The 12735-nt window shown below is 71.7% G+C and carries 16 protein-coding genes and 1 tRNA gene; 11 read left to right on the forward strand and 6 right to left on the reverse strand.

Translation table 11 applies throughout. The features are described 5' to 3' along the window. Positions 1-73: transfer RNA gene (locus G3I41_RS28535), tRNA-Glu, on the forward strand. Positions 74-700: 627 nt separating this feature from the next. Here the strand turns inward: G3I41_RS28535 and ndgR are convergent. Next, entirely contained in the window at positions 701-1417 is a 717-nt protein-coding gene (ndgR, locus tag G3I41_RS28540; protein ID WP_026237628.1) for an IclR family transcriptional regulator NdgR, read from the reverse strand. A 174-nt stretch (positions 1418-1591) separates the two neighbouring features. Between ndgR and leuC the strand changes: the two genes are divergently transcribed. The 4 genes from leuC to G3I41_RS28560 all read left to right on the forward strand — a co-directional run bounded on the left by leuC (position 1592) and on the right by G3I41_RS28560 (position 4758). Then, positions 1592-3016 carry a 3-isopropylmalate dehydratase large subunit gene (leuC, locus tag G3I41_RS28545; protein ID WP_164403262.1) on the forward strand — a complete coding sequence of 475 codons (1425 nt, stop codon included), beginning with the start codon at positions 1592-1594 and terminating at the stop codon, positions 3014-3016. 5 nt (positions 3017-3021) lie between these two features. Continuing rightward, complete coding sequence (gene leuD, locus G3I41_RS28550) at positions 3022-3615, forward strand: 3-isopropylmalate dehydratase small subunit (protein ID WP_164403263.1); 594 nt, start codon at positions 3022-3024, stop codon at positions 3613-3615. Positions 3616-3719: 104 nt separating this feature from the next. Beyond that, the gene (locus tag G3I41_RS28555; protein ID WP_018102425.1) at positions 3720-3947 is read left to right on the forward strand and encodes a hypothetical protein; all 228 of its coding nucleotides are present in this window, start codon (positions 3720-3722) and stop codon (positions 3945-3947) included. A 142-nt stretch (positions 3948-4089) separates the two neighbouring features. Then, complete coding sequence (locus tag G3I41_RS28560; protein ID WP_164403264.1) at positions 4090-4758, forward strand: HU family DNA-binding protein; 669 nt, start codon at positions 4090-4092, stop codon at positions 4756-4758. A 102-nt stretch (positions 4759-4860) separates the two neighbouring features. On the opposite strand, the gene G3I41_RS28565 is transcribed toward G3I41_RS28560, so the two are convergent. Both G3I41_RS28565 and cofC read right to left on the reverse strand, forming a co-directional pair. Beyond that, positions 4861-5064, reverse strand: a complete 204-nt coding sequence (locus tag G3I41_RS28565; RefSeq protein WP_164403265.1) for a hypothetical protein — start codon at positions 5062-5064, stop codon at positions 4861-4863. 9 nt (positions 5065-5073) lie between these two features. Further along, on the reverse strand, positions 5074-5757 hold the full coding sequence (gene cofC, locus G3I41_RS28570; protein WP_164403266.1) for a 2-phospho-L-lactate guanylyltransferase: 684 nt from the start codon (positions 5755-5757) through the stop codon (positions 5074-5076). A gap of 162 nt (positions 5758-5919) precedes the next feature. On the opposite strand from cofC, the gene G3I41_RS28575 reads away from it, so the two are divergent. The 3 genes from G3I41_RS28575 (at position 5920) to G3I41_RS28585 (ending at position 8916) form a co-directional block, all read left to right on the forward strand. Further along, the gene (locus G3I41_RS28575; RefSeq protein ID WP_164403267.1) at positions 5920-6672 is read left to right on the forward strand and encodes a lysophospholipid acyltransferase family protein; all 753 of its coding nucleotides are present in this window, start codon (positions 5920-5922) and stop codon (positions 6670-6672) included. Beyond that, entirely contained in the window at positions 6669-7679 is a 1011-nt protein-coding gene (locus G3I41_RS28580; RefSeq protein WP_164403268.1) for an NAD(P)H-dependent glycerol-3-phosphate dehydrogenase, read from the forward strand. Before G3I41_RS28575 ends, G3I41_RS28580 begins: the two co-directional genes overlap by 4 nt. Positions 7680-7758: 79 nt before the next feature. After that, positions 7759-8916, forward strand: a complete 1158-nt coding sequence (locus G3I41_RS28585; protein ID WP_164403269.1) for a D-alanine--D-alanine ligase family protein — start codon at positions 7759-7761, stop codon at positions 8914-8916. A 48-nt stretch (positions 8917-8964) separates the two neighbouring features. Here the strand turns inward: G3I41_RS28585 and G3I41_RS28590 are convergent, their stop codons facing one another. Both G3I41_RS28590 and G3I41_RS28595 read right to left on the reverse strand, forming a co-directional pair. Further along, the gene (locus G3I41_RS28590) at positions 8965-9450 is read right to left on the reverse strand and encodes a DUF3515 domain-containing protein (protein ID WP_343242243.1); all 486 of its coding nucleotides are present in this window, start codon (positions 9448-9450) and stop codon (positions 8965-8967) included. Positions 9451-9470: 20 nt separating this feature from the next. Beyond that, entirely contained in the window at positions 9471-9704 is a 234-nt protein-coding gene (locus G3I41_RS28595) for an Lrp/AsnC ligand binding domain-containing protein (protein WP_030402344.1), read from the reverse strand. A gap of 239 nt (positions 9705-9943) precedes the next feature. On the opposite strand from G3I41_RS28595, the gene G3I41_RS28600 reads away from it, so the two are divergent. Beyond that, the gene (locus tag G3I41_RS28600; protein WP_164403270.1) at positions 9944-10915 is read left to right on the forward strand and encodes a thiamine-phosphate kinase; all 972 of its coding nucleotides are present in this window, start codon (positions 9944-9946) and stop codon (positions 10913-10915) included. Between the two features lie 10 nt (positions 10916-10925). After that, a complete protein-coding gene (gene thiD, locus G3I41_RS28605) occupies positions 10926-11735 on the forward strand; it encodes a bifunctional hydroxymethylpyrimidine kinase/phosphomethylpyrimidine kinase (protein ID WP_164403271.1) in 810 nt (269 codons plus the stop codon). An 81-nt stretch (positions 11736-11816) separates the two neighbouring features. Here the strand turns inward: thiD and rpmB are convergent, their stop codons facing one another. Next, entirely contained in the window at positions 11817-12002 is a 186-nt protein-coding gene (rpmB, locus tag G3I41_RS28610; RefSeq protein ID WP_026171429.1) for a 50S ribosomal protein L28, read from the reverse strand. Between the two features lie 280 nt (positions 12003-12282). Between rpmB and G3I41_RS28615 the strand changes: the two genes are divergently transcribed. Beyond that, positions 12283-12735: DAK2 domain-containing protein (locus tag G3I41_RS28615; protein WP_164403272.1), on the forward strand; the 453-nt coding region annotated here is incomplete at its 3' end.

Genomic DNA, 12735 nt, shown 5'->3' on the forward strand with positions numbered 1-12735 from the left:
GCCCCCGTTGTGTAGCGGCCTAGCACGCTGCCCTCTCACGGCAGTAGCGCCGGTTCGAATCCGGTCGGGGGTACAACAGGCAAGAGGCGAAGGCCCCTCACTCCGGTGAGGGGCCTTTCGCTTGTACGCGGCACGGGGCCGCCCCGCTCGGTGCCCGTGCCCCGCTGGCGGTCCGGCCCAACAGACCGGGCAGCGCGTCGACTTCCGCCCGCGCCGCCGCCGTCTCCGAGGCCTCCTGACGACCGCCGCGACCGAGGGCGATGCCGTCGCGCTGCCGATCGGTATGCGGATCAACCACCATCAGGGGCGTGCACCCACGGCCGCCGGTCATGCCGGCGATGCCGCGCATGCTGCGGGAGCCGAAGGCGGACAGGCCCGGGGGCTGCTCGGCCGCGCTCTGCTGTCCGGCTCACCACCGCAAGGAGAAGAAGTCCCGGCAGCACGTGGGGCCGTGGCGCGAGACCTCCCGCGTGCCCGAGGGCGGCTACACGTCCGTCTGCGCCGACATGCCGGCGTCCGGACTGGCCGTGGCGACCGGGGCGCGGCCGGTCGAGGAGTGGGGGCCGCGGTGGAGGGGCGGGGCCGCCGCGCGGCGGACCGGCCGGCGCACCGCTCGGGCGCCAAGTACGAAGGGGTGTGGAGAAGGGGGCCGCCACGACGCTGGGGCGGCCACGGGGGAGAGGGAGGCGCGGGCCGGGGCTCAGCCGCTGCGGCGCAGCGCCTCGCTCAGCCGGGCGGCCGAGTCGATGACCGCCTGGGCGTGCATCCGGCCCGGGTGGCGGGTCAGCCGCTCGATCGGTCCGGAGACCGAGACGGCGGCGACCACGCGGTTCGACGGGCCGCGCACCGGGGCGGAGACCGAGGCCACACCCGGCTCGCGCTCACCGATCGACTGGGCCCAGCCGCGCCGCCGTACGCCGGAGAGCGCCGTCGCCGTGAAGCGGGCGCCCTGGAGGCCGCGGTGCAGGCGCTCCGGCTCCTCCCAGGCCATCAGGATCTGCGCGGACGAACCGGCCTTCATGGTCAGCGTGGAGCCGACCGGCACGGTGTCCCGCAGTCCGGACAGCCGCTCCGCCGCCGCCACGCAGATGCGCATGTCGCCCTGGCGCCGGTAGAGCTGGGCGCTCTCCCCGGTGATGTCGCGCAGATGCGTGAGCACCGGTCCGGCCGTGGCCAGCAGGCGGTCCTCACCGGCCGCCGCCGCCAGCTCGGAGAGCCGGGGACCGAGAATGAACCGGCCCTGCATATCCCTTGCCACCATCCGGTGGTGTTCCAGTGCCACGGCCAGCCGGTGGGCCGTGGGTCGTGCGAGCCCGGTCGCCGCGACCAGCCCGGCGAGGGTGGCCGGCCCGGACTCCAGGGCGCTCAATACCAGAGCCGCCTTGTCGAGAACGCCGACGCCGCTAGAGTTGTCCATACGACGATACTCGCGTCTCACTCTGTGAAACGCAAGTTCAATTTTCCCCGGAAGTTGCGAACCTGTACCGGCGGCCCCACAACGGCCCGTAGCCACCGCCCCGTACGGGGGTCCGGACGGGGGCGCACCGAATCTCTAGTTGGGCCGGCGATGACGCCGGCCGGAGGGAAAGCGATGGGTAGGACACTCGCGGAGAAGGTTTGGGACGACCATGTCGTCCGGCGCGCCGAGGGCGAGCCCGACCTCCTCTTCATCGATCTGCACCTGCTGCACGAGGTGACCAGTCCCCAGGCGTTCGACGGCCTGCGGCAGGCCGGACGCCCGGTGCGGCGGCTCGACCTCACCATCGCCACCGAGGACCACAACACCCCGACCCTCGACATCGACAAGCCGATCGCCGACCCGGTCTCCCGCGCCCAGCTGGAGACGCTGCGGAAGAACTGCGCGGAGTTCGGCGTCCGGCTGCACCCGCTGGGCGACGTCGAGCAGGGTGTCGTGCACGTGGTCGGCCCGCAGCTGGGCCTGACCCAGCCCGGCACCACCGTGGTCTGCGGCGACTCCCACACCTCCACGCACGGCGCGTTCGGCGCCCTCGCGTTCGGCATCGGCACCAGCCAGGTCGAGCACGTGCTGGCCACCCAGACGCTGCCGATGGCCCGCCCGAAGACGATGGCGATCACCATCGACGGCGAACTGCCCGACGGCGTCACCGCCAAGGACCTGATCCTGGCGATCATCGCCCGGATCGGCACCGGCGGCGGCCAGGGCTACATCCTCGAATACCGCGGCTCCGCCATCGAGAAGCTCTCGATGGAGGCCCGGATGACCATCTGCAACATGTCGATCGAGGCCGGTGCGCGGGCGGGCATGATCGCCCCCGACGAGACCACCTTCGACTACCTCAAGGGCCGCGACCACGCCCCGCAGGGCGAGGACTGGGACGCCGCCGTCGCGTACTGGAAGACGCTGCGCACCGACGAGGACGCGGTCTTCGACGCCGAGGTGGTCATCGAGGCCGCCGAGCTGGCACCGTTCGTCACCTGGGGCACCAACCCCGGCCAGGGCGCGCCGCTGTCGGCCAGCGTCCCCGACCCGGCTTCGTACGAGGACGCCTCGGAGCGCAACGCCGCCGAAAAGGCCCTGGAGTACATGGGGTTGACCGCGGGCCAGCCGCTGCGCGAGATCAGCGTCGACACCGTCTTCGTAGGCTCCTGCACCAACGGCCGCATCGAGGACCTGCGCAACGCCGCCGCGATCCTGGACGGCCGCAAAGTCGCCGACGGCGTACGGATGCTGGTCGTCCCCGGCTCCGTCCGGGTCGCCCTCCAGGCGGTCGACGAGGGCCTGGACAAGGTCTTCACCGCCGCCGGCGCCGAGTGGCGGCACGCGGGCTGCTCGATGTGCCTCGGCATGAACCCCGACCAGCTGGCCCCCGGCGAGCGCTCCGCCTCCACCTCGAACCGCAACTTCGAGGGGCGGCAGGGCAAGGGAGGCCGTACTCACCTGGTCTCCCCGCAGGTCGCCGCCGCCACCGCCGTGCTGGGCCACCTGGCCTCGCCCGCCGACCTGTCCGACGACCGCACGCCCGCCGGAGTCTGAGAATCATGGAAGCTTTCACCGCACACACCGGCCGGGCCGTTCCGCTGCGCCGCAGCAACGTCGACACCGACCAGATCATCCCCGCCCACTGGCTCAAGAAGGTCACCCGGGACGGCTTCGAGGACGGCCTCTTCGAGGCGTGGCGCAAGGACGAGACCTTCGTCCTCAACCGCCCGGAGCGCCAAGGCGCGTCGGTCCTGGTGGCCGGCCCCGACTTCGGCACCGGCTCCTCCCGCGAGCACGCCGTCTGGGCGCTGCAGAACTACGGCTTCAAGACCGTCATCTCCTCCCGGTTCGCCGACATCTTCCGCGGCAACTCGCTGAAGAACGGTCTGCTGACCGTGGTCCTGGACCAGAAGACCGTCGACGCCCTCTGGGAGCTGACGGAGGCGGACCCGACGGCCGAGGTGACGGTCGACCTGGAGGCCCGGCAGGTCCGCGCCGAGGGCATCACCGCCGACTTCGAGCTGGACGAGAACGCCCGCTGGCGGCTGCTGAACGGCCTGGACGACATCAGCCTCACCCTTCAGAACGAAGCCGACATCGCGGCTTACGAGGCGGCCCGGCCGACCCACAAGCCCCGCACAATTCCGGCCTGATCAGCGCGTTTTCAGGACTGCGCCCCCTGCCTTCTGGTAGGGGGCGCAGTCGTTCGTTGGGACCCCGTCGGGCGACAACTCGCCCCAGATGGCACAATCGGTGCATGGAACGCGACAGCCAACTCAAGATTTACGGCCAAGTCGCCGACCAATTGAAGGAAGCGCACTCCCGGGTGCGCGCACTGCAAGTCCCGGACGGCGTAAGGATGGCGTTGAACCGGAAGCTGTTGGTCGTCACGGCCACGGCGAAGCACGATCTTCCGGGCGCGGCAAGGCGCCTGGACCGGTTGATGAAGGACCTCGACGAGGGCCGATTCCCCGAAGGTGACTGACTCCGCAGAACTGCGCGGCGGTCGACTTCGTTGCGGCACTAGGGTGATTAGCCCGTTTCGTGTTTGATTTGCGGTATATATCTGCCTAACGTGCGAAAAAGCCGGACAGATTCGTTCCGGCGATGTCTCCGAAGGGGAAGACGTGAACAAGGCGCAGCTCGTAGAAGCGATTGCCGACAAGGTCGGCGGCCGGCAGCAGGCCGCGGACGCCGTCGACGCGGTGCTCGACGCGATCGTCCGTGCGGTTGTCGCGGGGGACCGGGTCTCGGTCACCGGCTTCGGCTCGTTCGAGAAGGTCGACCGCCCCGCCCGCTACGCCCGCAACCCGCAGACGGGTGAGCGCGTGCGGGTCAAGAAGACCTCGGTGCCCCGCTTCCGCGCGGGCCAGGGCTTCAAGGACCTGGTCAGCGGCTCCAAGAAGCTCCCCAAGAACGACGTGGCCGTGAAGAAGGCCCCCAAGGGCAGCCTCTCCGGCGGCTCTTCCGCCCGTACGACGGCCAAGGCCGCCGCCAAGAAGGCCACCGCGAAGAAGGCCGTGGCGAAGAAGGCCACCGCCAAGAAGGCCACCCCGGCGAAGAAGACCACCGCCGCGGCCACGAAGACCACCGCGAAGAAGACGTCGCCGGCGAAGAAGACGACGACGGCCGCCGCGAAGAAGGCCACCCCGGCCCCGGCGAAGTCGACGGCGGCCAAGAAGACCACCGCCGCCAAGACCGCGCCCGCCAAGAAGACCACGGCGAAGAAGGCGCCCGCGAAGAAGACCACGGCGCGCACGACCACGGCCAAGAAGGCCACCGCGCGCAAGAAGTGAGACAGGGCCGCACAGGCCCCCACACGCGCCGGGCCGGGCTCCCCTCGGGGAGCCCGGCCCGCGGGCTGTCCGGGGAACGGCCACCCGGAAGGCCCAGAGGGCTCAGAACGTCTGAAGCGTCACCAGGCTGATCCGCAGCCCGGCCCCCTCGCCCTCGCCCTCGATCCGCACCCGCTGCCCCGGCCGCAGCAGCCGCAGGCCGCCCGCGTCGAAGGCCGCCGCGCCGAAGTCCACCGGGGTGCCGTCGTCGAGCAGCACACTGCCGCTCCGCGTCTCGGGGTCGTACGTGTACGAGGTCGCCTGCATGGGTGCAGACTATCGGTCCCGCGCGGACGCCCCCGCGGCCCAGCGGCCCGCCGTGAACGGGCCGACGCCCAGCTCCAGCGCCACCCGCAGATCCTCGCCGGTGTCCACGTCCCGGCGTACCGAATCGATCCCCGGCAGCGTGATCTCCACCGCGCCCGACGCCAGATGACGCACCCGGGACGGTCCGCCGAAAACAGGTCGCAATTCCACTCCCGGAGCAGCCGACAGAAATGTCGTCCCGATTCCCGCCGCATCGGGAACAAATGCGCGGGGAAAAGCGGCAGAGAATTCGAGGACCCGGGACAATTCCGCCGGGCGCAGTGCGGGCAGATCCGCGTTGAGCGCGGCCAGCGGCGCCCCCGGCCTGCCCGTCCTGACCGCCCGCTCACCGTGCGCGAGGGCCGCGTTGAGCCCCGCCCCCGGGGTGTCGGGCACGACCAGGGCGCCGAGCGCGGCCAGCGCCGCCCCCGCCACCGGGTCGTCCGTGACGACCACCACATCCGCCACATCCGGGCAGGACAGCGCGGCGGCCACCGTGTCACGGGCGAAGGCGAGGGCCAGCCGGGGGCGCAACAGCGCGCCGGAGGCGGGCGCCAGCCTGGTCTTGGCCCGGGCCAGGGGTTTCAACGGGACGACCAGGGACCAGCGGCCGACCGGGTCGGTGTTCGTGGCGGTCCCTCCCTCGATACGCATCGCCGCCTATTCTCGCCTGCCGGTGCGCCGACCCGGAGGGCCGCTCCCCGGGGCGAGGCGTACGGTGTTCTCGACAGAACAGGGGCCTGGGGCGAGACTTGACCCTCGGTAGTCAGGCAGCAGACAGTTCCACGATCTTGTTCACAGAGGAAAGGTGTCCGAGTGTCCCGCCGCACAATCGGCTTCTGGTACCGCCTGGCGGCGGTCATCGCGAAACCGCCGCTGGTGCTTCTGTTCAAGCGCGACTGGCGGGGAACGGAACACATTCCGGCCGACGGCGGATTCATCACAGCGGTCAACCACAACTCTTATCTGGACCCGCTCTCGTACGGGCACTTCCAGTACAACACCGGCCGCGTGCCGCGCTTCCTGGCCAAGGCGGGGCTCTTCAAGGGCGCCTTCGTCGGCACGATGCTGCGCGGCACCGGCCAGATCCCCGTCTACCGCGAGACCACCAACGCGATGGACGCCTTCCGGGCCGCCGTCGGCGCCATCGAGCGCGGCGAGTGCGTCTGCTTCTACCCCGAGGGCACCCTCACCCGCGACCCCGACATGTGGCCGATGGCCGGCAAGACCGGCGCCGCCCGCGTCGCGTTGATGACCAGGGCCCCCGTCATCCCGGTCGCGCAGTGGGGCGCCAACGAGGTGATGCCGCCCTACGCCACCGAGAAGAAGATCCGCCTCCTGCCCCGCAAGACCCTCCGGGTCAAGGCCGGACCGCCCGTCGATCTCTCCCGCTTCTACGGCCAGGAGCCGACGCCCGAGGTGCTGCGCGAGGCCACCGAGGTGATCATGCGGGCCGTCACCGCGCAACTGGAGGAGATCCGCGGGCAGCAGGCACCCGCCGAGCCCTACGATCACCGCAAGGCCCGGGCCGAACAGCGGCGCAAGGCCCAAGGAGAGGGACTCACGTGACGCACCCCGCGAAGGCCGCCGTCTTCGGAACCGGCTCCTGGGGTACCGCCTTCGCCGTCGTCCTCGCGGACGCGGGCTGCGAAGTGACGCTCTGGGGCCGCCGGGCCGAGGTCGCGGAGGCCGTCAACAGCACCCGTACCAACCCCGACTACCTGCCGGGCATCGAGCTGCCCGCCTCGGTCCGGGCCACCACGGACGCGGCCGAGGCGCTGCGCGGCGCCGACTACGCGGTGCTCGTCGTACCCTCCCAGACGCTGCGCGCCAACCTCGCCGACTGGGCCCCGCACCTGGAGCCGCAGACGGTGCTCGTCTCCCTGATGAAGGGCGTCGAACTCGGCACCGCCAAGCGGATGAGCGAGGTCATCGAGGACGTCACCGGGGTGTCCGACGACCGCGTCGCCGTCATCACCGGGCCCAACCTCGCCAAGCCGATCGCCGAACGCCTTCCCGCCGCGGCCGTCGTCGCCTGCCGGGACGAGTCGGTGGCGCAACGCCTCCAGGCCGCCTGCCACACCCCGTACTTCCGCCCGTACACCAGCACCGACGTGGTCGGCTGCGAACTCGGCGGCGCCGTCAAGAACGTCATCGGCCTCGCCGTCGGCATCTCGGACGGCATGGGGCTCGGCGACAACGCCAAGGGCTCGCTCATCACCCGCGGCCTCGCCGAGACCATCCGGCTGGGCGCGGCCATGGGCGCCGACCCGCTGACGTTCTCCGGACTCGCGGGTCTGGGCGACCTGGTGGCGACCTGCTCCTCGCCGCTCTCGCGCAACCACACCTTCGGGATGAACCTCGGCCGCGGGATGACGCTCGCGGAGACCATCGCCGCCACCAAGCAGACCGCCGAGGGCGTCAAGTCCTGCGAATCGGTGCTCGACCTGGCGCGCAGGCACGGCGTCGAGATGCCGCTGACCGAGACCATCGTCGGCATCGTCCACGAGGGCAAGCCGCCGAAGGTCGCGGTCAAGGAGCTCATGTCGCGCAGCGCCAAGGCCGAACGGCACTGAGGCCACCCGGGTCCCACCCGCCCCGGGCGGCCCGTGCCGCGCTGACGTGACCGGTACCAGCAGGTACGCTCGTCGCGATATGAGCAGCGAGAACCTCCCCCAGAGCCCGGAGCAGCAGCTCCGCAAGCCGCGCGTGGCCGTCGTGTTCGGCGGCCGCAGCTCCGAACACGGCATTTCGGTGGTCACGGCCGGCGCCGTCCTGAACGCCATCGACCGGACCGCGTACGACGTCCTGCCGATCGGCATCACGACGGACGGCCGCTGGGCGCTCACCGCCGACGAACCGGAACGCATGGCCATCACGAACCGGGCCATGCCGGACGTGGCGCAGCTGGCCGAGTCCGAGGAGGGCGGGGTCGTGCTCTCCGTCGACCCCGGCAGCCGCGAAGTCGTCTACACCGAGCCCGGCGCGGTACCCAAGGCCCTCGGCGAGGTCGACGTCGTCTTCCCCGTCCTGCACGGCCCGTACGGCGAGGACGGCACCCTCCAGGGACTCCTGGAGCTGTCCGGAGTGCCGTACGTGGGCGCCGGGGTCCTCGCCTCGGCCGTCGGCCAGGACAAGGAGTACATGAAGCGCGTCTTCACTTCCTTCGGCCTCCCGGTCGGCCCGTACCTGGTGGTCCGCCCCCGCGAGTGGGACAGCGACCCGGCCGCCGCCCGCGAGCGCATCACCGGCTTCGCCGCCGAGCACGGCTGGCCGCTCTTCATCAAGCCCGCCCGGGCCGGCTCCTCCATCGGCATCACCAAGGTCGAGGACGCCTCCGGTCTCGACGCGGCCATCGAGGAGGCCCGCCGCCACGACCCGAAGTTCCTGGTCGAGTCGCTGCTGAGGGGCCGCGAGATCGAATGCGGCGTCCTGGAGTTCGAGGACGGGCCGCGCGCCAGCGTGCCGGCCGAGATCCCGCCGGTCACCGCGCACGACTTCTACGACTTCGAGGCCAAGTACATCGACGCCGCCTCCGGGATCGTGCCGGCGCCGCTCACCGAGGAGCAGACCGCCGAGGTCCAGCGGCTCGCCGTCGAAGCCTTCGACGCCTGCTCCTGCGAGGGCCTGGTGCGCGCCGACTTCTTCCTCACCGAGGACGGCGGCTTCGTCATCAACGAGATCAACACCCTGCCGGGCTTCACCCCGATCTCCATGTACCCGCGCATGTGGCAGGAGAGCGGCGTCAGTTATCCGCAGCTGGTGGACCGGCTCATCCAGGCCGCGCTCAACCGGCCGACCGGCCTGCGCTGACCACCCCGGACACGGCGAAGGGTGTGCGCCCCGCGAGGAGCGCACACCCTAGAACCGGTTCGGAATCGTCTTCTTCACCGCCGGGGCGAACGCCGCGAGCGGGGTCGTGTCATGCGCGTACGCCTCCGAGAGCGACACCTCGACGTAGGTCTCGCGCAGGGTCGTCGTCAGCCGGGGGCCGTCGCCCTCCCGCTGCTCCAGCATCCAGTTGACCCCGCTCGCGGTGATGCCCTTCGACTGGTCGTCGTCCATCTTCGCGGGGCGCTCCACACCGCAGCGCAGTACGATCGCCCCGTCCCCCCACCCGGCGGTCAGCTCCGAGGAGGGTTCGGGGTCACTCCGCTCCAGACCGCCGACGGTGTCCGGCAGTTCCCGGTCCAGCGCGCGGCAGTAGGCTGCGGCTTCCGGGGACGGCGAGGGCACCGTGACCGACGCCGTCGCGTCGCCCCCGGAGCAGCCCGCCGTCAGCAGCACCAGGGCGGCGGACGGAACGAGGAGCACGGGGTGGAGGAGCCGGCGGCTGGAGGACGTCACCGGCCCAGCGTAGACGGGGGCTACAGGTGAACGACCGGGCAGGTCAGGGTTCGGGTGATGCCGTCCACTTGCTGGACCCGCGCCACCACCATGCGCCCGAGCTCGTCCACCGTGTCGGACTGGGCGCGCACGATCACGTCGTAGGGACCGGTGACGTCTTCTGCCTGGATGACTCCCGGGAGCTTGGAGATGGTCTCGGCGACGGTCGACGCCTTGCCCACCTCGGTCTGAATGAGGATGTACGCCTGTACCACGGAACCTCCAGGGCGCCACGAGGATCATGTGGGGGAAAGGGACGCCACGTTATCGCGTCGCCGCGCGGAGCGGGGAGACCCGCGGGCCGGATGACGTCCTCAGCGTGGCGCACAGAACGCGCAAGTCGACGTAACTCTTGACAGTACCGACAGCAGAGACGGCACGCGACCGCGAGTGGGGCGGCGCGCACGGGGGACAGGCCGGAGCGTCCGGCCCGACAGATGAGAGGTGACACTCGGTGAAGGCAACCGTGGGCGAGTTGGGGGAGTTCGGGCTCATCAGGGAGCTCACTTCCCGGCTCACCACCACCCCGGCGGTCCGGCTCGGCCCGGGCGACGACGCCGCGGTCGTGACAGCCCCCGACCGCAGGGTCGTGGCCAGCACGGACATCCTGCTGGAGGGACGGCACTTCCGGCGCGACTGGTCGACGGCGTACGACGTGGGCCGCAAGGCCGCCGCGCAGAACCTCGCCGACATCGCCGCCATGGGCGCCGTGCCCACCGCGCTCCTGCTCGGCCTCGTCGTCCCCGCCGAACTCCCGGTCACCTGGGCCGCCGAGCTGATGGACGGACTGCGCGACGAGTGCCAGGTCGCGGGGGCGGCCGTGGTCGGCGGGGACGTCGTGCGCGGCGACCTCATCACCGTCTCGATCACCGCGCTCGGCGACCTGCGCAACCACGAACCCGTCACCCGGGCCGGCGCCCAGCCCGGGGACGTCGTCGCCGTCACCGGCTGGCTCGGCTGGTCCGCCGCCGGGTACGCCGTGCTCTCCCGGGGCTTCCGCTCACCGCGCGCCTTCGTGGAGGCCCACCGGCGCCCCGAGCCGCCGTACCACGCGGGCCCCGCCGCCGCCGGACTCGGCGCCACCGCCATGACCGACGTCAGCGACGGGCTCGTCGCCGACCTCGGGCACATCGCCGAGGCCAGCAAGGTCCGCATCGACCTGCGGTCCGGGCTCATCGACGTGCCGTCCCAGATGTCGGACATCGGGCAGGCCGTCGGCGTCGACCCCATGCAGTGGGTGCTGACCGGCGGCGAGGACCACGCCATCGTCGCGACCTTCCCGCCCGACGTGAAGCTGCCGGCCCGCTGGAAGGTGATCGGCGAGGTCCTCAACCCCTCGGCGCTGCCCCAGGTGACGGTCGACGGGGCGCCCTGGACCAGCAAGAACGGCTGGGACCACTTCGGCGACATCGAGGACGCCCAGTAGATTGCGGCGTATGCCGATACCTCTCTCCGTACCGCCCCGCGTGCTCACCGTCGCCGGATCCGACTCCGGCGGCGGTGCGGGCATCCAGGCCGACCTCAAGACGATGCTCGCGCTGGGCACGCACGGGATGAGCGTGCTCACCGCCGTCACCGCGCAGAACTCCCTCGGCGTCCAGGGCGCCTGGGAACTGCCCGCCGAGGCGGTCCGCGCCCAGTACCGCAGCGTCGTGGACGACATCGGCGTCGACGCCGTCAAGACCGGGATGCTGGCGTCCGCCCCGCTCGTGGAGACCGTCGCGGAACTCCTCGCGGACGCCGGGGCGCCCGTCGTCGTGGACCCGGTCGGCGTCTCCAAGCACGGCGACCCGCTCCTCGCCGCCGACGCCCTCGCATCCGTCCGCACGAAGCTGCTCCCCGTGGCGACCGTGGCGACGCCCAACCTGGACGAGGTGGCGCAGCTCACGGGCATCACCGTCACCGACGAGGCCGGGATGCGCCGGGCCGCCGGCGCGCTGCTCGCCTTCGGACCCCGCTGGGTCGTGATCAAGGGCGGCCACCTGCCCGGCGAGCCCGTCGACCTGCTCACCGACGGCAGCGAGGAGCACTGGCTGCGCGCCCCCCGCCACGACAACCGGCATACCCACGGCACCGGCTGCACCCTCGCCTCCGCCATCGCGAGCCACCTGGCCCGGGGCGCCGGGGTGCCGGAGGCGGTCCTGGCCGCGAAGGCGTACGTCACCGGGGCGATCGAGGCGGGCTTCCCGCTGGGCGCGGGCATCGGCCCGGTCCGCCACGGCTGGCGGCTGCGCGACGCGGACTGACGTACGGGCACAGCAAAAAGCCGGTCCACCGAGGTGGACCGGCTTTTCGGGCAACCGGTAGGGCTGCGCTACGACGAAACGTCAGCGCGCGACCTTGCCGGCCTTGATGCACGAGGTGCAGACGTTGAGCCGCTTCGGCGTCCGACCGACCACGGCACGCACGCGCTGGATGTTGGGGTTCCAGCGACGGGACGTACGGCGGTGCGAGTGCGAAATGTTGTTGCCGAAGCTCGGCCCCTTGCCGCAAACGTCGCAGTTGGCAGCCACGGGTCACTCCAAAGACTTCAGATGCACTTACAGTGAATTCCGGTACGCCGGATTCAAGGACTGAAGTGGCGGTACCGGGGGAATGGCCCGACTTTCATCGGGCAACCGAAGCAGCATACAACGCCTGCTCCGGAGATACGAAACTACCATGTCTTCCGCCCCCGCCCTCCCCGCCCCCGGACCGCCCGCACCCCCCGACCGGGGCTAACCTGCGGTGCAGCCAGCCGCCCCGCCCCCGTCACGAGTCCCCGTTCCGAGTCCCGTCCGAGGAGGACCCGAGGTGCCGCAGACCGCCGACGAACCGGATGCCGTCGCGGTACGGAGCTGGTGCTCCCTGGCCCTCGAAGCGCTCGGCCGGGAGCGGGAGGCGATCGACGCGATCAACGTCTACCCCGTCGCCGACGGGGACACCGGCACCAACCTCTACCTGACCGTGGAATCCGCGGCGGCCGCCGTCGAGGCGGTCTTCGCCGCCCACGAGACCGGCACCTCGGTGCCCTCCGCGGCGGACGCCGTACGGGCCATGGCCCACGGCGCCCTCATCGGCGCCCGCGGCAACTCCGGCACCATCCTCGCCCAGCTCCTGCGCGGCATGGCCGGCGTCCTCGCGGAGGGCACCGGCGGCGACCGGATGCGCCTCGCCCTCGACCGGGCCGCCGCCTGGGCCCGCGAGGCCGTCGCCCACCCCGTCGAGGGCACCGTCCTCACCGTCGCGGACCGGGCCGCGGCCGCC

Source organism: Streptomyces sp. SID9727, from assembly GCF_010550605.1.
Taxonomy (GTDB): Bacteria; Actinomycetota; Actinomycetes; order Streptomycetales; family Streptomycetaceae; genus Streptomyces.